The following is a 23101-nucleotide window of genomic DNA, read 5'->3' on the forward strand; positions in this document are numbered from 1 at the left end:
TCGCTCCAACGATACACCTAAGAGCAAGATGTCACATTCAAGCGAGGGAGCCAATGCCCAGGGGGCGGAATCAGAGGAAGCGCTTCGAGACGACGCCAACCAGGCGCTGGTAGCGCGCGCCCAGTACCTTCGGCAGCAGGTCGATGGCGTAGGCGTCCGGGCCGATCAGGATCTTCGGGCTCTTCCGCTGCACGCCGCGCAGGATCGTGCGCGCCGCCTGCTCTGGCGTGGTCCTGGCGATCTTGTCGAACATCGACGCCCGGTCCTTGCCGTCGGTGACCCTGGCGTCGCGCACGATGTTGGTCTTGATGCCGCCGGGGTGCACGCAGCTGACGCCGACCCGCTTGTCGGAGAGCAGTTCCTGGCGCAGCGCCTCGGTGAAGCCGCGCACCGCGAACTTCGTGGCGTTGTACGCGCTCTGCGTCGGCACGCCGATCAGCCCGAACACGCTGGAGATGTTCACCAGGTACCCGTCGCCGGACTCCTTCAGGTGCGGCAGGAACGCCTTCGTCCCGTGCACCACGCCCCAGAAGTTGATGCCGACGATCCAGTCGAGCTGCTCCCACGTCGAGTCCTCGACGGTGCCGACCAGCGCCACGCCCGCGTTGTTGACCACGAGGTTCACCCGGCCGAAGTCCGCGCGCACCTGCTCGGCGTGCGCGGCGACGGCGGCGCGGTCGGAAACGTCGAGCTGGTAGGGCCGCGCGGTGGCGCCGATCTTTTCGCACTGGGCCGCGGTTTCGGCCACCCGCACTTCGTCCACATCGGACAGTGCGAGCTCGCTGCCGCGCGCGGCGAGGTTCAGCGCGAGCGCCCTGCCGATCCCCGACCCCGCCCCGGTGATGACGGCGACCTTGCCACCGAACTCCTTCATCGACGCGCCTCCCGTACTCTTGGATACCGACGGTATCTGTTACCGACGGGTACAACTATCGTGCGCCGCGACGGGGGTGTCAACCGCGACCGGTTTCGGGGTACCCGCGGTCTTCGTAACAGTGTTCAACCGTGATGGGAGGCCTGCGCGCGAGGGCTTAAGGTGGCCGTCATGGCACGACTCACGCGCGCGGAGAGCCAGGCCCGCACCCGCGAACAGCTCGTCTCGACGGCCAAGCGGCAGTTCCTGCGCGCGGGCTACGCGGCGACCTCGCTGGAGAAGGTCGCCGAGGAGGCGGGCTACTCCAAAGGGGCGGTCTACTCGAACTTCCGCAACAAGAACGAACTGTGCCTCGCCGTGCTCGACGACATCCACGAGCGGCAGACCGCGATGCTGACCGAGGCCATCACCGGCGCGGCCGATCTGGAGAGCATGCTCGCCGCGTTCCAGGCGTGGTCCGAGCGCAGCATCGGCGACGAGGCGTGGACCGCGCTCGAAGTCGAGTTCGCCACCAACGCGCGCCACGACCCGGAGGTCCGCCACCAGCTCGCGCTGCGCAGCAAGGCGATCAGGGACACCATCGCCGGGATCCTCACCGCGCACGCGGGCCACCTCGGGCTGACGCTGCCGATGTCCGCGGAGGACACCGCGACCGCGCTGCTGAGCCTCGGCATCGGGCTCGGCGTGCAGCGAGCCGTCGACCCCGGCGTTTCCGCCGTCGTCCTCACCGATGTGATCAGGTTGTTCGCGGGTCGTTGATCCGCCACGGACGTGAACCCCGTCGGCACTCTTGAACAAGTGCGTCACGGGTGGTTATCGTGTCGTCACGCCGCCAGGTTCGCCTTTCCGAGAGGACGACCCTGCATGCCCACCCCCAGGAACCCCCGCCTGATCCGCCGCGCGATCGGGGCCGCTTCGGTCCTCGCCGTCACGGTGGCGGTGCCCGCGCTGGCGGGACCCGCGTTCGCCGCGGCACCCGATTCCCCCGCCGCCTCGGCGGCTTCCTTCTTCGCCGGCGGTGACCTCTCGTCGCCAGAGAAGAAGGAAATCGCGATGAAACTGGTCTCCAGCGCGGAAAACTCCTCGCTGGACTGGAAGGCCCAGTACCCCTACATCGAGGACATCGGCGACGGCCGCGGCTACACCGCGGGCATCGTCGGGTTCTGCTCCGGCACCGGCGACATGCTCGACCTCGTCGAGGCCTACACGAAGTCCACACCGGACAACCCGCTCGCGAAGTTCCTTCCCGCGCTGCGCAAGGTGAACGGCACCGACTCGCACGACGGCCTCGGCGCCCCGTTCGAATCGGCGTGGAAGGAAGCCGCGAAGACCTCGGAATTCCAGCAGGCGCAGAACGGCGAGCGCGACCGCGTCTACTTCGACCCCGCGGTCAGCCAAGGAAAATCCGACGGGCTCGGCGTGCTCGGCCAGTTCGTCTACTACGACGCCATCGTGATGCACGGCCCCGGCGACAGCACCGACAGCTTCGGCGGGATCCGCAAGACCGCGCTGCAGAAGGCGAAGCCGCCCGCGCAGGGCGGTGACGAGAAGGCCTACCTCAAGGCGTTCCTCGAAGCCCGCAAGGTGGTCATGAAGAAGGAGGAAGCGCACGCCGACACCTCGCGCGTCGACACCGAACAGCTGGTCTTCCTCAACGAGGGCAACCTCGACCTGCACACCCCGCTGAAGTGGAAGGTCTACGGCGACCCGTACGAGATCAACTGACCGCTTCGCGCACCCGTCCCCGGCGAAGCTCAGGGGCGGGTGCGCGGCGGCAGGGTGTGCAGTTCCACGTCCACCAGCGCGCCGTTTTCGACGCGGGCGGTCTGGTAGGTGCAGAACGGCTGCCGCCGCCGGTCCGTCGGCGAGCCGGGGTTGAGCAGCCGCAGCCCGGTGGAAGCCGTGCTGTCCCAAGGGATGTGGCTGTGCCCGAACACCAGGACGTCGGCGTCGGGGAAGTCGCGGGCGCAGCGCTGCTCGCGTCCCTTGGCGGCACCCGTCTCGTGCACCACGGCGAACCGCACGCCGCCGAGGTCCGCGCGCGCCACCTCGGGCAGGCGCGCCCTCAGCTCGGCGCCGTCGTTGTTGCCGTACACCCCGATCAGCCGCGCCGCACGGGTTTCGAGCTCGTCGAGCAGGACGGCGCTCACCCAGTCCCCCGCGTGCAGCACGACGTCCGCTTCGTCGACGCGGCGCCACACCTCGTCCGGCAGCGCGCGGGCGCGCTTCGGCAGGTGCGTGTCCGCGATGATCAGCACCCGCACGTCAGTCCCCGATCGCGCCGAGGATGCGCTCGAGGAAATCGCCGATGTGCGCGCGGACGAGCTCGGCGGCCGCGTCGGCGTCCCCCTTCTTCGCCGCCGCGAGTATCGCCTTGTGCTCGGTCAACTCCTTGCGCCAGCTCGGATTCGCCTCCCAGCCGACGACGCTGATCAGCGCGGCGCGGTCCTTCAGGTCGTCCAGGATGTCGATGAGCAGCGGGTTGCCGCAGCCCCGGTACAGCGCGCGGTGGAAGCGCCGGTTGGCGAGGCTCAGCTCGGCGTTGTCGCGCGCGGTGATCGCGGCGGACGCCTCCTTCAGCGCGGCGGCCGCCTCGTCGAGCAACGGCGATCTGCCCTGCGCCGCGGCCTCGACAGAACGACGCACGGCTTCGGGTTCGAGCACGAGCCGGACGTCGTAGACGGCCTTGGCGAGTTCGGCGTCCACCACCCTGACCGACGCGCCCTTGTACGGGCTGAAGGTGACCAGGCCCGAGTTGGACAGCACCTTCAGCGCTTCCCTGACCGGCGTCTTCGACACCCCGAGGCGCTGCGCCAGCTCGGCTTCCACCAGCGGCTGCCCCGGGCGCAGCTCCTTGGTGAGGATGCCGCGCCGGATCTCCTCCAGCACCACCTCGGTGCGCGAGGCGGGCAGGCTGAACGTCGGGGGCATCGGCATCTCCTGGTCACGAGGTCCGCTGGCGGGAACACGAATCTACCGGCCTGCTCCACGATGCGAAGCATTACCTCCATCGTATATGAGATGTCATACTCGGCGCTGTGATCGAACCAGAGGACCTCCGCAGCCACCGGTGGTACGGCGGTGGCGGGCTGCGCGACTTCAGCCACCGCGCGCGAAGCCGCCAGCTCGGCCTCAACCCCGAGGAGCACCTCGGGAAACCGGTCATCGCGATCCTCAACACCTGGAGCGACATCAACCCGTGCCACCTGCACCTGCGCGAACGGGCCGAACAGGTCAAGCGCGGGGTGTGGCAGGCGGGCGGGTACCCGCTGGAGTTCCCGGTGGCCACCCTGTCGGAGACCTTCCAGAAGCCGACGCCGATGCTCTACCGCAACCTGCTGTCGATGGAGGCAGAGGAGATCCTGCGCTCCTACCCCGTCGACGGCGCGGTGCTGATGGGCGGCTGCGACAAGACCACCCCCGCGCTCGTGATGGGCGCGACGAGCGCGGGCCTGCCCGCCGTGTTCGTCCCGGCGGGGCCGATGCTGCGCGGACACTGGCGCGGCGAAACACTCGGCAGCGGCACGGACATGTGGAAGTACTGGGACGAAAAGCGCGCCGGGACCATCGGGGACGCCGAACTGTCCGAATTGGAACGCGGCCTGGCCAGGTCGCCGGGGCACTGCATGACGATGGGCACCGCGTCCACGATGACCTCCGCCGTCGAGGCGATGGGGCTCGCGCTGCCCGGCGCCGCGTCCATCCCCGCCGTCGACTCCGCGCACCACCGGATGGCCGCGGCGAGCGGGATGCGGATCGTCGAACTGGTGTGGGCGGACCTGAAGATCACTGACGTGCTCACCGAAGCCGCCTACGCCGACGCGGTCACCACCGTGCTCGCGCTCGGCGGCTCGACGAACGCGCTCATCCACCTCGTCGCGATGGCGGGCCGCGGCGGGATCCCGCTCCGCCTCGGCGATTTCGACGCGGCCGCACGGAAAGTCCCGGTGCTCGCGAACATCCGGCCAGGCGGCGAGCACCTGATGGAGGACTTCTACTACGCGGGCGGCCTGCGCGGGCTGCTCTCGCGGATCCCCGATCTGCTGCACCTCGACCGGATCACCGTGTCCGGAAAGGACTTCGGCTCGACACTGGACGGCGCGCTCGTGCACGACGACGACGTGATCCGCCCGCGCGGCAACCCCGTCGCGGCCGAGGGCGGGATCGCGGTGCTGCGCGGGAACCTCGCGCCGGACGGCGCGGTGATCAAGCACCTCGCCGCGGAACCGCGCCTGCTGCGGCACACCGGGCCCGCGGTGGTGTTCGAGGACTACGGCGATCTCCGGCGCCGCATCGACGATCCCGCGCTCGGCATCACCGAGGACACCGTGCTCGTGCTGCGCGGATCGGGGCCGATCGGCGGGCCAGGCATGCCCGAGTACGGCATGCTCCCGCTGCCGGAACACCTGCTGGCGCGCGGGGTCCGCGACCTCGTCCGGATCTCCGACGCGAGGATGAGCGGCACGTCCTACGGCGCGTGCGTGCTCCACGTCGCCCCCGAATCCCACGTCGGCGGGCCGCTCGCACTGGTCCGCGACGGCGACCTGGTGACGCTCGACGTACCGGGCCGCGTGCTGCGCCTCGAAGTCACCGACGAGGAACTGGCGGCGCGGCGCGCGTCGTGGCGCGAACCGCCGCCGAAGTACGAGCGCGGGTACGGCGCGCTGTACAGCGAACACATCACCCAGGCCGACGAAGGGTGCGATTTCGACTTCCTCGCCCGCGCCGGCACGAACCCCGAACCCGACCCGCGATGAAGGCGCCCGTAACCTTTGAGCTGAATGTCGGAAAACGCGGAGGGTCGAATCTTGCCGCAGGAGCCCGCCTGGCCGGAATCGCACGCCGAACAGACCGACGTGTTCCCGGTCGTCCGGCCGCACCAGCACACCCCGCCGGAGGAAGCGACCACGGATCTGGCGCTGCCCGACCTGTCCGAACCCCGCCCGCCGCGGCGGGGGAAGAAGCGGGCGGCGATCATCGGCGGCGCCGCGTTCGGCGTGCTCGTGGTGCTGTACGGGATCGATCTGCTCGCCACCAAGGACAGCGTGCCGCGCGGGGTCACGGTCGCGGGCGTCGACGTCGGCGGTCTGGACCGGTCGTTCGCCGAGACCAGGCTGCGCACCCAGATCGAACCGCGGCTGACCCAGGCCGTGCACGTGCGCGCCGGTGACGCCGAGACGACGCTGAACCCGAACCAGGCCGGGCTCAAGCTCGACTGGGCCGCGACCCTCGACCAGGCGGGCAGCCAGCCGCTCAACCCGTTCACGCGGATCGCCTCGTTCTTCTCGACCCGCGAGGTCGGCGTCGTCACCACCGGCGACCAGGCGAGGCTGGGCACCGCGATGGACAAGGTGCGCGAGGACGTGGACCGCGCGCCGGTGGAGGGCACCGTCAAGTTCGACGGGACCACCCCCGTCGCGGTCGACCCCAAGCAGGGCCAGAAGCTCGACGTCACCGCGGCGACGACCAAGGTGCTCGCCGAGTGGGCGTCCGGCAAACCGCTCGAACTCCCGGTGGCGCTGACCCCGGTGCGCACTTCGCCCGAGGCGGTGCGCGCCGCGCTCGACGGGATCGCGAAGCCCGCGATGGCGGGCCCGGTGCTCGTCAAGGGCGAGGGCAAGGACGCGACCGTCGGCCAGGAGGTCATCGCTTCCGCGCTCACCTTCGAGCCCGCCGAAGGTGGCGCGCTGGCGCCGAAACTCGACCCGGCGAAGATCGTGGCCTCGGCGGGCCCGCAGCTGAAGTCCACCGAGAAGGAGGGCAAGGACGCCGAGATCGTGTTCACCGGCGGCAAGCCCGGCGTGGAGCCCTCGGAGGACGGCAAGGCGATCAACTGGGACCCGACGCTCGCGCCGATGCTCGAGGTGCTCAAACGGGCCGACGCGCGCGAGGTCAAGGCCGTCTACGAGACGAAGCCCGCGAAGGTGACCACGGACCAGGCGAACCAGCTCGGCGTCAAGGAGGTCATCGGCGAGTTCACCACCGGCGGGTTCGCCGCGGACTCCGGCACCAACATCCGCGTGGTCGCGGAGAAGGTCAACGGCGCGATCGTCAAACCGGGCGAAACGTTCAGCCTCAACGGGTTCACCGGGCCGCGGGGCGCGCCGCAGGGCTACGTCGAGGCGGGCGTGATCGAAAACGGCGCGCCCGCGCGCGAGGTCGGCGGCGGCATTTCCCAGTTCGCGACGACGCTGTACAACGCCTCGTACTTCGCGGGCATGAAGGACGCCGGGCACAAGGAGCACAGCTACTACATCAGCCGGTACCCGGCGGCCCGCGAGGCGACGGTGTTCCAGAGCCCCGGCGGCGCGAGCGTGATCGACCTGAAGTTCACCAACGACTCGGACACCGGGGTCGCGATCCAGACGGTCTGGTCGCCGTCGTCGATCACGGTGAAACTGTGGGGCACCAAGCGCTACACGGTGGAATCGGTGCCGGGGTCCCGGTCGAACCCCGCCGACCCGCCGACGAAGCCGGGCCCCGCCGAGAACTGCCACGCGAGCAACGGCGCGCCGGGGTTCACCACCTCGGACACCAGGGTGCTGCGGGACGCCGCCACCGGCAGGGAGGTCCGCCGCGACACGCGGACGGTGCACTACAACCCCCAGCCCAAGATCACCTGCGGGTGAGCCGGCGGGCGGGAACGGCGGCCACCCCAGACCCGCCGTTCCCGCCCGCCGGGTGTGCACCGTCCACGGTGGACAAGAACAGGACATCACCTGGTCATGACAATCCGATGTCGCCGGGTGTCAGCGTTTTTCCCGAACGGCTTCCCCCGAACGCGAAGGTGCCCCCGGCGCTCGCAGTAGGGGAGGAGAGCGCCGGGGGCGTATGCCGGCTGAGGGGGAGTGCCGACGGCGAGAACCTACTCGCGCGGGCTGTCAGACCTCTGTCACGTCGGTCCGGAGAGGGCTCGGGCCGCTGGTGAGCGCGCCGAGCCGGGCTTCGACGCCGTCGAGGCAGCGTTCGACGGTGAAGTCGTACATCTCCGAGAGGTAGTCGCGACCGGACTCCAGGATGTCGTGGACCGCCTTGCCCATCGCGGCGAGCCCCGGCATCCCGGTGTTGCCGCGCTCGGCCTGCCAGTCCCTGCCGTAGCGCTGGCGCGTCAGCTCGTCGCCCATCCGGTCGTCCTCGACCGCCACGAGCTGGAACGCGGTGCCGATGAGCAGGCTGTAGACCATCATGCTCTCCTCGCCGAACCCGGCGTCGAGCAGCAGCCGCATCCCGGTGTCCACGGTGCGGCCCGCGACCTCCGCGGTCGGGCCGAACAGCGACAGCCTGCGCGCCACGCCGGGGTACTGGCGCAATACCTCGCGCAGGCCGGGGAGCAGTTCCTCCCACCACCGCCGCCACGTCAGGTCGCCGGACGGGAGCGGGAACATCGCGGTCACCCTGTCCACGACGGCGCGCGCGACGGTCTCGCGATCGCCGACGTGGTGGTAGATCACGGCGGGGTAGGCGTCCACGGCCGCGGCGAGCTGGCGCAGCGTCCAGCTCTCGAGCCCGTTGTCCGCGGTGAGCCGCAGCGCCGCCTCGATGACGCGGTCCGGTGTCACCGCGGGAAGACCGGCCGCGCTCCGCGATCTTGGCCGGGAGGGCCCCGGCGCCGTGCTAGCCATGGAGGCACAGTAGTTGTTCGCGCGGCCGGAGCGCCAAGACCCGGTTTACCGTCGCTTGACCAACGGGCGGTGTCAACGCCGTGTCAAAAAAGCACCGGAGCCCGTACGAAAACCGTGCGGGCGCCTGGACCGGCGGCACTCCCCCGCGTGCACTGGAGCGCATGCGAAGCGGTTTCGGGTTCCCGGTCGGGTTCGTCGCCACCACCGCGGTGATCGTGGCGGCGATCGCCGCGGGCGCCACCCGCTACCCGCTGCTCGCGCTCGTACCGCTGACCGCGGTGGTCGTCGTGGTGGCCGCGCTGGCCACGGCCCGTGCGGCGTTCGGCGTCGCCGCGTTCGCCTGGGCGGCCCACTCGGGGTTCGTCCTCGGCCGCGCGGGCGAGCTGGTGTTCGGCCCGCGCGCGCTGACCGCCGCCGCCCTGCTGGTCGCGGCGGCCGCCCTCACCGCCGCGGCCGGCGCCGTGGTGCGCCACCTCCGCGCGGGGCGGCCCCTGCCGAGGATCCCGGCACCGCGCGCCCCCGAGCCGATCCGGCAGCGCGCAACCACTGTGTGACCACACGCGTCCTCCTCGCATGGCGGACGACGAGCGGGACCTCGATTGGCCGGGGTGCTTCAACGCACGAGACCTCGGTGGCCTGCGCACGACCTCGGGCGGCGTGCTGCGCCGCGGCGCCGTGGTGCGTTCGGCCGCACCCGATTCCCTGACCGCACAGGGGTGGTCGGCACTGCGCGCGCACGGCGTGCGCACGATCATCGACCTGCGCAACGAAGACGAGCGGGAAGCGAGCGCCGCACCCGCACCCGCCGGGCTGACCAGGCTCTCGCTACCGCTCGACGATTTGGGCACCACCGAGTTCCGGTCCGGCTGGCAGGCCCCGGAACTGGGCACCCCGCTGTACTACCGCCCGTTCCTCGACCGGTTCCCGCACCTGATCGGGCGCGTGCTCGGCGCGATCGCGACGGCCGCGCCGGGCGGGGTCCTCGTGCACTGCGCGGTGGGCCGCGACCGCACCGGGCTGGTGATGCTGGTGCTGCAGACCTTCCTCGGGGTCACGCCCGCCGACATCGCCGCCGACTACACGCGCAGCGCGGTCCGGCTCCGGCCGTCGTTCGCCTCGCGCGGTGAGCCGGACCCCGGCCCGATGCTCGCCGAGTTCCTCGCCGGGCGCGGGACCACCGCCGAGGAGCTGATCGGCACGGCACTGGACGGGATCGACGTCGAGAAGTACCTCGTCGACTCCGGTCTCGGCGTCGAGCACATCGCGGCGCTGCGCGCGCGGTTCGGGTTCGTCTGATCGGGTGGCCAAATTAGGTCGCCAAGCGCCCGCTCACCTGGGAGGCTGGCGACGAGACACGTCGTCATAAGGAGGCGGACATGGCCGATTCGACATCGTCACCGGAGGGTGACGAGCAGGACGACGTCAAGCGCAGGTTCCGTGAGGCGCTCGAACGCAAGCAGGCCAAGAACAAGACCCGCGAAGCGCACGAGGACCACGGTTCGAAGGTGCACACCGCGCACGGCCCCGCCGGGGGCAAGCGCGAGTTCCGCCGCAAGAGCGGCTGAGGAATCCGACGAAGAAGGGGCGGCCCCGCGGGACCGCCCCTTCTTTTCGCGTCACGTCACGGGGTCATGATCGACCGCAGCCGCGACACCTCCGCCATCCGGCGCTCGGCGAGCCGGTCCGCGGCGGTGGCAGGCGGCACCCCGTCGGACTTGGCCAGCGCGAACACGGCCTTGGTGGTGTCGAAGATGGCACTGGTCTTGCGCTGGGCGCGCGCGAAGTCGAACCCGTGCAGCTCGTCGCTGACTTGGATCACGCCACCGGCGTTGACGAGGTAGTCCGGGGCGAACAGCACGCCGCGCTCGTCGAGCACCTTGTCGATCCCGGTGTGCGCGAGCTGGTTGTTCGCCGCGCCGCAGACGATCTTGGCGCGCAGCACGTCGACGGTCTCGTCGTTCAGCGCGCCGCCCAGCGCGCACGGCGCGAACACGTCGAGATCCGCCCGCACCAGCTCGTCGGCCGAGTCCACGACCCGCACGCCGGGGTGGGCGGCCCTGGTCCGCTCGACCGCGGCCGCCGAAACGTCGGTGACCACGACCTGCGCGCCCGCCTCGACGAGGTGGCCGACGAGGATGTGCCCGACCTTGCCGACCCCGGCGACGCCGACCGTGCGGCCCGCGAGCTCGGGGGTGCCCCACAGGTGGTCCGCGGAGGCGCGCATGCCTTGGAAGACACCGAAGGCGGTGAGCACCGAGGAGTCGCCCGCGCCGCCGTCCTCGGGGGAACGGCCGGTGACGAACCGGGATTCGCGGGCGACGACGTCCATGTCGGCGACGTAGGTGCCGACGTCGCACGCGGTGATGTAGCGGCCGCCGAGCGACTGGACGAACCGGCCGTACGCGCGCAGCAGCGCCTCGGACTTCAGGGTCGCGGGGTCGCCGATGATGACGGCCTTGCCGCCGCCGAGGTCGAGCCCGGCGAGCGCGTTCTTGTAGGCCATGCCCTTCGACAGGGCCAGCACGTCGTCGATCGCGTCGCTTTCCGACGCGTAGGGGTAGAAGCGCGTGCCGCCGAGCGCGGGGCCGAGCGCGGTGGAATAGATGCCGATGACGGCCTTCAGGCCGGTGGCCCTGTCCTGGCAGAAGACGACCTGCTCATGGCCGGTCTCCCGGCCGAACACACCTTCGGTCACGGTGGTGACTCCTTTGTCTCCACCGGCCCACGGCTTGTGGCGCGAGCCGGTGCGGGCGATTTTCGGGTGACGCTGTCCGCGCGCGGTGAGGTTGTCGCCGCGCACGGGTCACCGAGAATCTAGAGCCAAGGCCCGATCGGCGCCACGGTGCGTTCCCAACTCGCGGGAACTCCGCCGGGAAGTCACTGCCGGGCGACCGCCCCGAGGTGCGCCATCGCTTCGTCGAGCTGCTCGTCCGAGAGGTACGGGGCGGGCCCGAACCGCAGGTGCTCCCCGCGGCTGTCTGTGTGCACGCCGCGCTCGGCTAGCGCGCGTTGCAGCAGCCCGGCGTGCCGCGACCGCAGCGACAGGAAGCCGGCGAACTCCTCGCGCGGGGTTTCGCGGTCCCGCGTGAGGAGGTCGTCCGGCAGCCCGAGCGCGTCGAACCTGGCGGCGAGGAAACCGTTCTGGTGCAAGGAGATCCGGCGCAGCTCGGGCGCGTTCAGCCCCTGCTCGGCGAAGAACCTCAGCACGCGTGACGCTCGGTAGTGGCTCGTGACGTCGTAGGTGGCGCCCGCGAACCGGTCGCCGCCCGCCGCGTACGCCACCCGGTCCGGGCGCCGCTCGTCGGCGAGCGCGCCGAACTCCGCGTACCAGCCGGTGATCACCGGCCGCAGCGCACCGGCGTGCGCGGGCAGGCGCAGGAAGCAGTTGCCCTCCCCTAGCTGCAGGTACTTGTACCCGCCGCCGAGCACCCACGCGGTCGAGAGGCCGAGCGCGTGGATCGGCGTCTCGACCGCACCGAGCGCGTGGTAGGCGTCGACGACCAGTTCCGTCCTGCCGGGGCGGCAGGCGGCGGCGAGCTGCCCGAGATCCGGCACGATGCGCGCGGTTTCGAACAGCACGCGCGAAACGAACACCGCGGCCGTGCGGTCGTCGACCTCCGCCGCGAGCCGCGCGGCCAGGGTGCCCACCGGGGCAGCGGGCACCCGGACGAGTTCGACGCCCTCCTCGGCGAGCCTGGCGAGCTGGCGCCGCAGCGTGTGGAACTCGCCGTCGGTGGTCACGATCCGGGGCCGGGCGCGGAGGTCCACAGCGGACAGCAGGCGCAGTACGAGGTCGTGCGTGCTGGCGCCGAGCGCGATCTCGCCGCCGGGGTCGTCCAGCAGGATCCGCACCGCGGCGCGCAGTTCGTCGGCCTTCGCGAACGCCGCGTCCCATTTACTGTCCACATAGGACGACGCGTCGGCGAAGGCGTCGAGCACGCCTTGTTCGGCGACGTCCGGCCACGCCTGGTGCGAATGCCCGGTGAGCAGGAGCCGTTCGGACACCCGGAAGCGGGAGTAGTGCGCGGCGAGGGGGTTCACAGCTCGCTCCGCACGGCCCACAGATCCGGGAAGACCGGCGCGAACAAGGTCGTGCGCAGGTAGGCCGCGCCGGGCGAACCACCGGTGCCGATCTTCGCGCCGATCGTCCGCTCGACCATCTTCACGTGCCGGTACCGCCATTCCTGCAGGCCCTCGTCGAGGTCGACGAGATGCTCGGCGACCGTCGCTTCGCCACCGTCGTCGGCGTACACGTCGAGCAGGATCCGTTGCAGCGCGGGCGAAGGCTCGGCCTGCTCCCGCACATCGCGCTCGGTGTCCACTTTGTACCCGCGCACGGCGAGGTAGCGGACGAACGAGTCGTAAAGGGACGGTCGCGCCATCGCGGCCGCGATGCGGGCGCGGTACGGGCTCTCCTCGGGGTAGTGCTCGAACACCTTGTCGTCGCGGCGGCCGAGCACCGCTTCGAGCTCGCGGAACTGTCCTGATTGGAACCCGCTGGAGGCGTCGAGGCGCGCGCGGAACCCGGTGAACTGGCGCGGTGTCATGGTTTCCAGCACGTCGATCTGCGCGACCACGACCTTGAACACGGTCAGGATCCGGCGCAGCGTGCGGATCGCGTGCGCGGTGTCGCCCGCCTCCAGCCGTTCCTGCAGGTACGCGAGTTCGTGCAGGAGCTGCTTGAACCACAGCTCGTACACCTGGTGGATGACGATGAAGAGCATCTCGTCGTGCTCGTCGGACCGGGGCCGCTGCGCTTCGAGCACTTCGTCGAGGGCGAGGTAGGAGGTGTAGGTGAGCGCGGCGTGCGGGGAGGGGCTCATGAGCGGGTCACCTCGTCGAAATGGCGCTGGGCGGGTCCGGCCAGCGCGGCGTACAGATCGTCGAACAGCGCGACCGCGCGCGAGCGGTGCGACGGCGGTGGCACGAGCGAGGGCGGTAGTTCCGGGTCGAGCGAGGGGAACTGGCGGAACAGGTGCACCATGCGGGTCCGCACGCGGAACGCCTCGGCATCGGTGGCGACGGAGCCGGTCTTTGTGGAACTGCGGTGCTCGAACTCGGCGACGAAGGCTTCGTACCGGGCGGCGAGCGCGTCGAGATCCCACGCCCTGCCCGCGAACGCGCGCACGTCGAGCGACTCCGCGGGCCTGCCCAGCATCATGCCCGCGAACGCGGTCACGTCGAGTTCGGCGAGCAGGGCGGCGACCTCGTGCTCGCGGTCGTGCGGGGCGAGCCAGGTGCCATCCTGCACCGAGCCGAACCCGAGGAAGCGCAGGCGCCGCACCAGTCTTTCGCGCGCGCCGCGGTGCGTTTCGGGGATGCTGTGCCACAGCACCGTCCACTTCCCCGCCCGCTTCTCGTCCCTGCCGAGCGAGAAGATCCGCCGGTCGCCGTCGGCCAGCAGCGACACCGTGCGCGGCGTCAGCGTGTAGTGCACGCGCCTGCCGTCCTTCACACGCGCGAGCAGGTCGCGGTTGACCAGCCTGGTCAGCGCGATCCGCGCGGCCCCTTCGGAAAAGCCCTGCCCGACGAGCAGGTCGACGAGCCCGCCGGACCACACCGCGCTGCTCTCGCGCGGCGACACGTAGGCGCCGAGGAGCGTCATCACGAGCTCCTGCGGCGCGGGTTCTTCGAGCACGCCTCCAACTCTATACACTACACCCGGGTCAGGTGTAGCTTAATTTGCGTGAAGGTCGGAATCGGGTTGCCGAACACCACCCCCGGAACCACCGGCGAGCTACTCGCGGACTGGGCGCGCGAGGCCGACCGGGGTCCGTTTTCCACGCTCGCAGTGCTCGACAGGCTCGTCTACGACGCGCTCGACCCGTTCCTCTCGCTGGCCTCGGCGGCGTCGGTGACGAGCCGGATCGGGCTGGCGACGATGATCGCGATCGGGCCGCTGCGCAGCCCCGCCGTGCTGGCACAGCAGGCGCGGTCCCTGCACACGCTCTCCGGCGGCCGCTTCACCCTCGGCCTCGGCGTCGGCGCGCGCGAGGACGACTACGAAGCCGCGAACGCCGACATCCGCACCCGCGGCGCGCGGCTCTCCGAGCAGCTCGCACACCTGCGCACCCACGGCGAAAACGAGGTCGAACTCCTCGTCGGCGGTGGCAGCGGCGCCGCGTACGCGCGGATGGCGCGCTACGCCGACGGATACGCCCACGGCGGCGGCCCGCCCCGCGCGTTCGCCTCCGCCGCCGCACGGGCGCGCGCCGCGTGGCGCGATCTCGAACGGCCAGGGGCGCCGAAACTGTGGGGGCAGGGCTACTTCGCGCTCGGCGACCCGGAGCGCGGCAGCGCCTACCTCCGCGACTACTACGCGTTCACCGGCCCGTTCGCGGAGAACATCGCGGCGGCGAACCTCACCTCGGCGCGCGCGGTCAAGGACTTCGTCCGCGGGTACGAGGCCGAGGGCTGCGACGAACTGGTCCTGCTGCCCACCGTCGCCGATCCGGCCGAGGTGGAGCGGCTCGCCGAGGTCCTGTCGTGAAGGCGACCGTGCTCGGGGCGGGCCCGGCGGGCCTGTACTTCGCGATCCTGCTGAAGAAGGCCGATCCCGCGCACGAAGTCACGGTGCTCGAACGCAACGCGCCGGACGCGACCTTCGGCTGGGGCGTGGTGTTCTCCGAAGAAACGCTCGGCGCGCTGCGCGACGCGGACTACGAAACCTACGTCGAAATCACCGACACCTTCGCCCGCTGGGACGCCATCGACATCACCTACCGCGGCAAGCTCATCCGCTCGCGGGGCCACGCCTTCTCCGCGATCGCGCGCAAACAGCTACTGAAGATCCTGCAGAACCGGTGTTCCCGGCTCGGCGTGGAACTGCGCTTCGGTGAAGAAGTCAATGATTTCGAGGCGCTGGAAGGGGATCTGCTCGTCGCCGCCGACGGCGTCAACAGCCTGGTCCGGCGGAGCAGGCCCGAGGTGTTCGGCAGCTCGGTGCGGCCGCAGGGCTGCAAGTACATCTGGTTCGGCACCGACCTGGTCTTCGACGCGTTCCGGTTCATCTTCGCGCGGACCGAGCACGGCATGATCCAGGTGCACGGCTACCCGTTCGACGAGAACCTGAGCACGTTCATCGTCGAGTGCCCGGAGGAAACCTGGCGGAAAGCGGGGCTCGACACCGCGACGGAAGCCGAAAGCATCGCCTTCTGCGAGGAGCTTTTCGCCGAGCAACTGCACGGGCACCGGCTCTTCTCGAACCGTTCGCAGTGGCTCGACTTTTCCCGCGTGCGCAACCGGACCTGGCACGACGGCCGTATCGTGCTCGTCGGCGACGCCGCGCACACCGCGCACTTCACCATCGGTTCCGGCACCAAGCTCGCGATGGAGGACGCGATCGCGCTCGCCACGGCGTTCAGCAGGCACGCCGACCGCGAAAGCGCGTTGGTGGAGTACGAGCGGGCGCGTCAGCCGATCGTCGACAAGTTCCAGCAGGCCGCCGCCGACAGCGCCGACTACTTCACCCGGGTCGGGCACCACGCGCATCTCGAACCGCTGCAGTTCGCGGTCAACCTGCTCACCAGGAGCGGGCGCATCGGGTACACCAAGCTCGGCGTGCGCGATCCCGATCTCACCAGGGTGGTGGACGCGCGGTTCGCGGGCGGGCCCGGCGCGCGGTTCGGCCCGCCGCCGATGCTGGCGCCGCTCGCGCTCGGGAAAACCGTGCTCCCCAACCGGATCGTGCGCATCGACAGGGATGGCGACGGCGCCGGGCTGGTGCTGAGCGAGTTCGTCGCGGTGTCCCCCGAGGGCAGGATCACGCCGGACACCCCGGTCGGCATCGAGAAACCTCGGGGCGACGCCCTTGCCGGAATCCGGTTAGGACACTCCGGACCCCGTGGCGCCACCCGGAATCCGGAGCACGGTGTCGACATAGCGCTTCCGCCAGGCGAGCGGTGGCCGTTGCTCGCCGCCTCGTCCGTCCCTTATGGACCGGGCAGCCCGGCGCCGAAGGCGATGGACCCAGACGATTTCGCGCGCGTGCTCGACGAGTTCGCCGCCGCGACCGAGGGAGCTGCCGAAGCCGGGTTCGACCTGCTGGAACTCGACTGCGCGCACGGCAGGCTGCTCGCGAGTTTCCTATCCCCGCTGACGAACCGCCGCGAAGACGCCTACGGCGACCGGCTGCGGTTCCCGCTCGAAGTCGTGCGCGCGGTGCGGGCGCGGTGGCCTGCCGATCGCCCCCTGTCCGTGCGGCTGACCGTCACCGACTGGGCGCGCGGCGGCCTCACCCTGGACGACGGGATCGTGGCGGCGAAAGCGATGCGCGAGGCGGGCGTCGACCTGATCCACGTCGCGGCCGGGCAGGGCGTCGCCGAAACGCGGCCAGAGTACCGGCGCGGGTTCCTCACCGCGATCAGCGATCGCGTCCGCAACGAAGCACGCGTGCCGACGCTGGTCGGCGGCCACCTCACCACGCTCGACGAAGTGAACACCGTGCTCGCCGCCGGGCGAGCGGATCTCTGCTTACCGGATCTCGCGCCGAGTCCACTGGAGGCGGTGTGAACTTCGCCGACTTGACTTCGCCCGCGATCGCCGCGCTCGGCTCCGATGGCCGGGTCCCGGTGCTGTTGCTGCCGCTGGGCGCCGTCGAACCGCACGGCCCGCACGCGCCGGTGGGCACCGACCCGCTCATCTCCGCCGGGATGTGCGCCCGCGCCGCCGAACGGCTCCGCGACGATCCCGCCGTGCGCGTGCTGATCCTGCCCGCGCTCCCCTACGGCGTCACGCACTACGCGGCGGCGTTCCCCGGCGGGATCAGCGTCGGCGAGGAAACGTTGCACGCGCTCGTCGTCGACGTGTGCGCGAGCCTGATCGAGCAGGGCCTTTCCCGGATCGTGCTGGTGAACAACCACTTCGAGCCCGAGCACGTGGCGACGCTGCGCCGCGCGGTGGCAACCGTGCGATCCCGGCACGAAGTCGCGATCGGGCACCTGGAGCTGACCCGGCGCCGCGCCGCCGCGCGGCTCACCGAGGAGTTCCGGTCGGGCTCGTGCCACGCCGGGCGGTACGAGACCTCGCTCGTGCTCGCCGACGAGCCGGACCTGGTCGACGTCGAAACCATGCGCGGGCTCGCCGCGGTCCCGGTGGACATGCCGTCCTCGATGGCCGCGGGGCGGCGGGACTTCCTCGCCATGGGCATGACCGGCGCCTACTGCGGTTCCCCCGCCGAAGCGACCGCCGCCGAAGGGGAAGCGGTGTTCACGACACTGACCGACATGCTGGTCGAGGCGATCAGGGAGGCGGCCCGATGAACCTCGCGACGAGATTCGTCGACCGGAACGTCGACGAGGGACGCGGTGACCGGGTCGCGCTCATCCACGACGACGGCGAGACGACCTATGCCGAGCTCGCCGCGCTGGTGAACCGGATCGGGCACGTGCTGCGGGATCTCGGTGTCGGCAAAGGAGATCGCGTACTGCTCGCGCTGAGCGACGGCATCGAGTTCGTCGCCTCGTGGTACGCCGCGCAGAAAATCGGCGCGGTGACCGCCGAGGTGTACACGTTCCTGAAACCGAAGGACTACGCCTACTACCTCGGTTATGTGGAGCCGAAAGCCGTACTCGTCGACGAGGTGACCGTCGGCGCGCTCCGCGAGGCGGGCGGCCGGGACCTGGTGGTGATCGGTGACGTCGAACTCCGCGACGGCGAACGTCCATTCGGGACATTGGTGGCGGCGGCACCGGACCGGCTCGACGCCGAGCCGACGCGGGAGGACGACGAAGCGATCTGGAAGTTCACCACCGGCAGCACCGGTTCACCGAAGGCGTGCGTGCATCCGGTGCGGAGCCCGCTCGCGAGCTTCGAGAACTACGCGCTCGGCGTGCTCGGCATGTCCGAAAAGGACCGCGTGCTGTCGGTGCCGAAGCTGTTCTTCGGCTACGCGCGCGATCTGACCGCGCTCTTCCCGTTCGGCGTCGGCGGCACCGGGATCGCCTTCGCCGCGCGCAGCACCCCGGAGGTGCTGTTCGGGCTGATCGCCCGGCACCGGCCGACGGTGCTGGTGAACGTGCCGACCATGATGGGCGCGATGGCCGCGCATCCCCTGGCGTCGCACCAGGATCTGAGCTGCCTGCGGCTGTGCACCTCCGCGGGCGAGGCGCTGCCGCCGGAACTGCACCGGCGCTGGGACGCCGCGTTCGGCGTCGAGGTGGTCGACGGGATCGGCTCGTCCGAGGCGTACCACATCTACCTGTCGAACTCCCCCGGCGCGGCGGAGCACGGCACGCTGGGCCGCCCGGTGCCCGGCTATTCGGCGCGCATCCTGGACGAGGACGGCTATCCCGCGCCGGACGGGGAAATCGGCACGCTCGAAATCACCGGCCCGACCGTGGCGCGCGGGTACCACGGCGATCCGGTGAAATCGGCGGCCACCTTCCACGGCGAAACGGTGCGCACCGGCGATCTGTTCAGCCGCGACGCCGACGGGTTCTTCCGCCACCACGGCCGTGCCGACGCGCTGCTCAAGATCGGCGGGATCTTCGTCGCGCCCGGCGAGATCGAGCACGTGCTGACCGCGCACCCGGAGGTCGTCGACTGCGCCGTGGCCGGGTACACCGACGGCGGCTTGACGCGAGCGCGGGCGTTCGTCGTCGTGCGGGACGACGCCACCGTGGGCGCGGACGAGCTGATCGCGTTCGCCAAGGCGAGGCTGGCCGGGCACAAGTACCCGCGCGAGATCCGCTTCGTCGACGCGCTTCCCCGCACCGCCAACGGAAAGCTCGACCGGCGCGCACTGGAGGACCTGCCGTGACGAGACTGGTGGTGGTGACCGGCGGGACCAGGGGCATCGGGGCCGCGATCGCCGAACGCTTCCGCGCGCGGGGCGACGAGGTGCACGCGCCGGGCCGTGCCGAATGCGATGTCACCGAAGAGGAATCGGTGGTCGCGTTCTTCACCGCGCTGGGCCCGGTCGACGTGCTGGTGAACAACGCGGGCATCTCGTCGAGCGCACCCACCGCGAAGACCACAGTGGACAGTTGGGCGGACCAGTGGTCGGTCAACGCGACCGGTGCGTTCCTCTGCACGCGCGCGGTGCTGGCTTCGATGCGGGAGCGGGATTCGGGCCGGATCGTGACCGTCGCGTCCACCGCGGCGCGGGCGGGTTACCGGTACACCGCCGCGTACACGGCGTCGAAGCACGCGGCGGTCGGGCTCATGCGCGCGGTCGCGGCCGAGGTCGCGGGCACCGGTGTCACCGCCAACGCGGTGTGCCCGGCGTTCGTGCGCACCGAGATGACCGAGCGGTCGGTGCGCCGGATCGCCGAAACCACCGGGCGTTCCGCGGAAGAAGCCGAAGCCGCGCTCGCGAGCGCGGCGCCGCTGGGACGCTTGATCGAACCGGAAGAAGTGGCCTTCGCGGTCGGCTTCCTCGCCGCGGCCGAGGCCGCGGCGATCAACGGCCAGACAGTGGTCCTCGACGGAGGTGGCATCCAAACATGAGCCCGTTCCGCGCGTCCGCCGCGCTCACCGAGAACTGGGAGCACTTCGACTTCGCGGTGCAGGACGGCGTGGCGACAGTGACGCTGAACCGGCCGGAGAAGCTCAACGCGCTCACGTTCGACTCCTACGCCGATCTCCGCGACCTGCTCGCCGAACTGCCCGCGCGCGGTGACGCGCGGGTGCTGGTGCTTACCGGCAGCGGCCGCGGGTTCTGCTCCGGCGGCGACGTCGAGGAGATCATCGGCGAGCTGCAGCGCAAGGAAACCGCGGAGCTGCTGGAGTTCACCAGGATGACCGGCGCGGTGGTGAAGGCGATGCGGGAGTGCCCGCTGCCGATCGTCGCCGCGGTCAACGGGATCGCGGCGGGTGCCGGTTCGGTGCTCGCGCTGGCCAGCGACTTCCGGCTGCTCGCCGAATCGGCCGCGTTCGCGTTCCTGTTCACCAAGGTCGGGCTGGCTGGCGCGGACATGGGCTCGGCGTACCTGCTGCCGCGGCTCGTCGGGCTCGGCAGGGCGACCGAACTGCTCATGCTGGGCGACAAGGTGAAAGCGGAGCGCGCCGAGCGCATCGGGCTGGCGACCCAGGTCGTGCCCGACACCGAACTCCCGGCCGCCGCGGCGGCGCTCGCGCGCAGGCTCGCCGACGGTCCCGCGCAGGCGTACTCCGCGACGAAGGTGCTGCTGACCCGGGAGCAGGACATGGACCTCGGCAGCTCCGTCGAACTCGAAGCGATGACGCAGGCCCTGCTCATGACGTGCCAGGACTACCGAGAGTTCTATGCCGCGTGGTCGGCCGGAAGGAGTCCACAGTGGACGGGACGATGAGCACACCGCACCGCGTGGTGACCGCGCCGGGGCTGGCACCGCCTTCGGGGTTCGCGCACGCCGTGGTGGCCGCGCCCGGTACCGCGGTGTACCTCGGCGGGCAGACCGCGCAGGGTCCCGACGGCGTGATCGTGGGCTCGACCGTGCCCGAGCAGTTCGACGTGGCGGCGGGCAACGTGGTCACCGCGCTCGCCGCGGCGGGCGGGTCGCCGGAGCACCTCGTCTCGCTGCTGTTCTACGTCACCGACCTCGCCGCCTACCGCGCGTCGCTGGCGGACCTGGGTCCCTTGTACCGCAAGCACTTCGGGCGGCATTACCCGGCGATAGCGCTGCTCGGCGTCGCCGAGCTGTTCGACCCCGAGGCGAAGCTCGAACTCGTCGGCACGGCGGTGGTCCCGGGATGAACCTGTCCGAAGTGGAGGAAATCGCCCGCGCGCTGGTGCCGCTGGCGAGCGAATCCGGCGCGGTCAACCGGCCGATGGTGCGGGCGCTGGCGTCGCACGGACTGCTGGGCCGGTTGTTCCCGGTCGTCTCCGCGCGCGAGCTGTGCACGCTGCGCGAAGGGCTCGCGCGGTACTGCACGGAAGCCGAAACCACGCTGGCGTTGCAGGGGCTCGGCGCGCACCCGATCGCCTCCGCTGGCCAGGAATCCGTGGTGTCGCACTGGATCCCGCGAGTCGCCGACGGGAGCGCGGTGGCCGGGTTCGCGCTGACCGAGCCCGGCGCCGGTTCCGACGTGGCGTCGCTGTCGCTGGCGGCGGCGCCCGACGGCGACGGTTTCCGCCTGACCGGCGAGAAGGCGTACATCTCGAACGCACCCGACGCCGACGTGTACTCGGTCTTCGCCAAGACCTCCCCCGACGCCGGTTCTCGCGGTATCACGGCGTTCTGCGTCCCCGGTGATTCCCCGGGGTTGAGCGGATCGCGCCTGTCGATGCTCGCCCCGCACGCGCTGGGGCGGTTGTACTTCGACGGTGTCCGCGTCGAACGGTCGCACGTGCTCGGCGAGGTCGACGCCGGGATGCGGGTCGCGATGACGACGCTGAACCTGTTCCGGCCCAGCGTCGGCGCGTTCGCCGTCGGGATGGCGCAGGCCGCGCTCGACGCCGCCGTCGAGCACGTGTCCTCGCGCGAAGCGTTCGGCAAGCGGCTGCGGGACTTCCAGGGTGTCAGTCACCAGCTCGCCGACATCGCGACTTCGGTGGAAGCCGCGCGGCTACTCGTGCGCTCCGCCGCCGACGCCTACGACGCGGGATCTCCTGGCGTGGCAAGGGAAGCGGCGATGGCGAAGCTGTTCGCCACCGAGACCGCGCAACGCGCCGTCGACGTGGCGATCCAGGTGCACGGCGCCCGCGCGCTGGAACGGGGCCACCTGCTGGAAGCGCTGTACCGCGAGGTGCGGGCACCCCGGATCTACGAAGGCGCTTCCGAGGTACAACGCGAAATCATCGCGCGCTCTTTGTTCAGCTGACCGGCCAGCAGCGTGAGCGCGTGGTGCGACGCCGACCCGGCGGGCACGGTCAGCGCGACCAGCATCTGGTCCGGGGCCCTGGCGACGTCGAACGACTGCTGGGTGAGGGTGAGGCCGCCGACGAGGGGATGCCGCAGCTCGTAGGCGGCGGCGTCGCAGGGCCGGATCCGGTGATCGGCCCACATCGTGGCGAATTCGGGGCTGCGCACGGACAGTTCGCCGATCAGCGCGGACAGCGCCGCGTCGTCGGGGTACCGCCCGGCCGCGAGGCGCAGGTTCCCCACCACGGCACGGGCCTTGCGCGGCCAGTCCGCGTACAGCTCGCGGCTGTGCGCGTCGAGGAAGATCATCCTGGCCGTGTTCGGCCGGTCGGCTGGCCGCTCCGGCGCGGTGAAGTCGAGGTGCCCCGCGAGCAGCGCGTGCCCGAGCCCGTTCCAGGCCAGTACGTCCGTGCGGCGTCCTTGCACCAGCGCGGGCACGTCGCCCATCAGTGCCAGCAGTTCGAGCGTGGCGGGATGCACCCGCTCCGGCGCCGGTTTCGTGGCTTTCGCACGCTTGGCGGTGGCGAGGCGGCGGAGGTGTTCGCGCTCGTCCCGGTCGAGCCGCAGCGCGTCGGCGATGGCGTCGAGCACCGCCGGGGAAGCGCCACGGGAATGGCCCTGTTCCAGACGCGTGTAGTAGGACGGGCTGATCCCCGCGAGGTGGGCGAGTTCCTCGCGCCGCAACCCCGGCACGCGGCGGCGGTCGCCGAAGGAAGCCATGCCGACGTCCGCCGGGCGCACCTGGCCCCGGCGGGCCTGGAGGAATTCGCCGAGCTCGGTCATGGGCCGAGTATGCGCGCTCCGCGGCGGCCGTAGCCACT

Annotated in this window: 24 protein-coding genes; 15 read left to right on the plus strand and 9 right to left on the minus strand. The window is 71.1% G+C overall.

Translation table 11 applies throughout. From position 1 onward, the window contains the following. Window positions 1-70 precede the first annotated feature (70 nt). On the minus strand, window positions 71-874 hold the full coding sequence (locus tag HUW46_RS08335; protein WP_215546740.1) for an SDR family NAD(P)-dependent oxidoreductase: 804 nt from the start codon (window positions 872-874) through the stop codon (window positions 71-73). 171 nt (window positions 875-1045) lie between these two features. Between HUW46_RS08335 and HUW46_RS08340 the strand changes: the two genes are divergently transcribed. Then, the gene (locus tag HUW46_RS08340; protein ID WP_215546741.1) at window positions 1046-1633 is read left to right on the plus strand and encodes a TetR/AcrR family transcriptional regulator; all 588 of its coding nucleotides are present in this window, start codon (window positions 1046-1048) and stop codon (window positions 1631-1633) included. 105 nt (window positions 1634-1738) lie between these two features. Further along, window positions 1739-2599, plus strand: a complete 861-nt coding sequence (locus HUW46_RS08345; RefSeq protein WP_215546742.1) for a chitosanase — start codon at window positions 1739-1741, stop codon at window positions 2597-2599. Between the two features lie 29 nt (window positions 2600-2628). Here the strand turns inward: HUW46_RS08345 and HUW46_RS08350 are convergent, their stop codons facing one another. Then, window positions 2629-3138, minus strand: a complete 510-nt coding sequence (locus HUW46_RS08350) for a metallophosphoesterase family protein (protein ID WP_215546743.1) — start codon at window positions 3136-3138, stop codon at window positions 2629-2631. A 1-nt stretch (window position 3139) separates the two neighbouring features. After that, window positions 3140-3805, minus strand: coding sequence for a GntR family transcriptional regulator (locus HUW46_RS08355; protein WP_215546744.1), 666 nt, complete (start codon window positions 3803-3805; stop codon window positions 3140-3142). A 107-nt stretch (window positions 3806-3912) separates the two neighbouring features. Here HUW46_RS08355 and araD point away from each other — a divergent pair, with 107 nt between their 5' ends. Both araD and HUW46_RS08365 read left to right on the plus strand, forming a co-directional pair. Beyond that, complete coding sequence (gene araD, locus HUW46_RS08360; protein ID WP_215546745.1) at window positions 3913-5631, plus strand: L-arabinonate dehydratase; 1719 nt, start codon at window positions 3913-3915, stop codon at window positions 5629-5631. 51 nt (window positions 5632-5682) lie between these two features. Continuing rightward, window positions 5683-7503, plus strand: a complete 1821-nt coding sequence (locus HUW46_RS08365) for a VanW family protein (RefSeq protein WP_215546746.1) — start codon at window positions 5683-5685, stop codon at window positions 7501-7503. 252 nt (window positions 7504-7755) lie between these two features. Here the strand turns inward: HUW46_RS08365 and HUW46_RS08370 are convergent, their stop codons facing one another. Then, window positions 7756-8496: a TetR/AcrR family transcriptional regulator gene (locus HUW46_RS08370; RefSeq protein ID WP_215546747.1), complete on the minus strand. Its 741-nt coding sequence runs from the start codon at window positions 8494-8496 to the stop codon at window positions 7756-7758. Between the two features lie 161 nt (window positions 8497-8657). Here HUW46_RS08370 and HUW46_RS08375 point away from each other — a divergent pair, with 161 nt between their 5' ends. The 3 genes from HUW46_RS08375 to HUW46_RS08385 all read left to right on the plus strand — a co-directional run bounded on the left by HUW46_RS08375 (window position 8658) and on the right by HUW46_RS08385 (window position 10061). Next, complete coding sequence (locus tag HUW46_RS08375) at window positions 8658-9050, plus strand: hypothetical protein (protein ID WP_215546748.1); 393 nt, start codon at window positions 8658-8660, stop codon at window positions 9048-9050. A 19-nt stretch (window positions 9051-9069) separates the two neighbouring features. Then, on the plus strand, window positions 9070-9792 hold the full coding sequence (locus HUW46_RS08380) for a tyrosine-protein phosphatase (RefSeq protein ID WP_215546749.1): 723 nt from the start codon (window positions 9070-9072) through the stop codon (window positions 9790-9792). An 80-nt stretch (window positions 9793-9872) separates the two neighbouring features. Beyond that, entirely contained in the window at window positions 9873-10061 is a 189-nt protein-coding gene (locus HUW46_RS08385) for a DUF5302 domain-containing protein (RefSeq protein WP_215546750.1), read from the plus strand. A 56-nt stretch (window positions 10062-10117) separates the two neighbouring features. Here HUW46_RS08385 and HUW46_RS08390 read toward each other — a convergent pair whose 3' ends face one another. The 4 genes from HUW46_RS08390 to HUW46_RS08405 form a co-directional block, all read right to left on the minus strand. Beyond that, window positions 10118-11191, minus strand: a complete 1074-nt coding sequence (locus HUW46_RS08390) for a Glu/Leu/Phe/Val family dehydrogenase (RefSeq protein WP_215546751.1) — start codon at window positions 11189-11191, stop codon at window positions 10118-10120. Between the two features lie 182 nt (window positions 11192-11373). Further along, complete coding sequence (locus HUW46_RS08395) at window positions 11374-12537, minus strand: kynureninase (RefSeq protein ID WP_215546752.1); 1164 nt, start codon at window positions 12535-12537, stop codon at window positions 11374-11376. Beyond that, on the minus strand, window positions 12534-13319 hold the full coding sequence (locus HUW46_RS08400; RefSeq protein WP_215546753.1) for a tryptophan 2,3-dioxygenase: 786 nt from the start codon (window positions 13317-13319) through the stop codon (window positions 12534-12536). Before HUW46_RS08400 ends, HUW46_RS08395 begins: the two co-directional genes overlap by 4 nt. Then, window positions 13316-14101 carry a PaaX family transcriptional regulator gene (locus HUW46_RS08405; protein WP_215549743.1) on the minus strand — a complete coding sequence of 262 codons (786 nt, stop codon included), beginning with the start codon at window positions 14099-14101 and terminating at the stop codon, window positions 13316-13318. Before HUW46_RS08405 ends, HUW46_RS08400 begins: the two co-directional genes overlap by 4 nt. Before the next feature lie 81 nt (window positions 14102-14182). Here HUW46_RS08405 and HUW46_RS08410 point away from each other — a divergent pair, with 81 nt between their 5' ends. Genes HUW46_RS08410 through HUW46_RS08445 form a run of 8 tightly spaced genes read left to right on the plus strand, consistent with a single transcriptional unit; the run spans window position 14183 to window position 22239 of the window. After that, window positions 14183-14986, plus strand: coding sequence for an LLM class flavin-dependent oxidoreductase (locus HUW46_RS08410; protein ID WP_215546754.1), 804 nt, complete (start codon window positions 14183-14185; stop codon window positions 14984-14986). After that, window positions 14983-17007, plus strand: a complete 2025-nt coding sequence (locus HUW46_RS08415) for an FAD-dependent monooxygenase (RefSeq protein ID WP_215546755.1) — start codon at window positions 14983-14985, stop codon at window positions 17005-17007. The genes HUW46_RS08410 and HUW46_RS08415 overlap by 4 nt, the downstream gene beginning before the upstream one ends. Continuing rightward, window positions 17004-17756 (plus strand): creatininase family protein, encoded by a 753-nt coding sequence (locus HUW46_RS08420; protein ID WP_215546756.1) that lies wholly within the window; start codon window positions 17004-17006, stop codon window positions 17754-17756. The genes HUW46_RS08415 and HUW46_RS08420 overlap by 4 nt, the downstream gene beginning before the upstream one ends. Further along, window positions 17753-19255 (plus strand): benzoate-CoA ligase family protein, encoded by a 1503-nt coding sequence (locus HUW46_RS08425; RefSeq protein ID WP_215546757.1) that lies wholly within the window; start codon window positions 17753-17755, stop codon window positions 19253-19255. The genes HUW46_RS08420 and HUW46_RS08425 overlap by 4 nt, the downstream gene beginning before the upstream one ends. Then, a complete protein-coding gene (locus tag HUW46_RS08430) occupies window positions 19252-19944 on the plus strand; it encodes an SDR family NAD(P)-dependent oxidoreductase (protein WP_215546758.1) in 693 nt (230 codons plus the stop codon). Before HUW46_RS08425 ends, HUW46_RS08430 begins: the two co-directional genes overlap by 4 nt. After that, window positions 19941-20768, plus strand: a complete 828-nt coding sequence (locus tag HUW46_RS08435) for an enoyl-CoA hydratase family protein (protein ID WP_215546759.1) — start codon at window positions 19941-19943, stop codon at window positions 20766-20768. Before HUW46_RS08430 ends, HUW46_RS08435 begins: the two co-directional genes overlap by 4 nt. Beyond that, the gene (locus HUW46_RS08440; RefSeq protein ID WP_215546760.1) at window positions 20765-21172 is read left to right on the plus strand and encodes a RidA family protein; all 408 of its coding nucleotides are present in this window, start codon (window positions 20765-20767) and stop codon (window positions 21170-21172) included. Before HUW46_RS08435 ends, HUW46_RS08440 begins: the two co-directional genes overlap by 4 nt. Next, window positions 21169-22239, plus strand: coding sequence for an acyl-CoA dehydrogenase family protein (locus HUW46_RS08445; protein ID WP_215546761.1), 1071 nt, complete (start codon window positions 21169-21171; stop codon window positions 22237-22239). The genes HUW46_RS08440 and HUW46_RS08445 overlap by 4 nt, the downstream gene beginning before the upstream one ends. Here HUW46_RS08445 and HUW46_RS08450 read toward each other — a convergent pair. Beyond that, window positions 22182-23063, minus strand: coding sequence for a helix-turn-helix domain-containing protein (locus HUW46_RS08450; RefSeq protein ID WP_215546762.1), 882 nt, complete (start codon window positions 23061-23063; stop codon window positions 22182-22184). The genes HUW46_RS08445 and HUW46_RS08450 overlap by 58 nt on opposite strands. Window positions 23064-23101: the final 38 nt, after the last annotated feature.

The sequence above is a fragment of the Amycolatopsis sp. CA-230715 genome, assembly GCF_018736145.1.
Taxonomy (GTDB): domain Bacteria; phylum Actinomycetota; class Actinomycetes; order Mycobacteriales; family Pseudonocardiaceae; genus Amycolatopsis.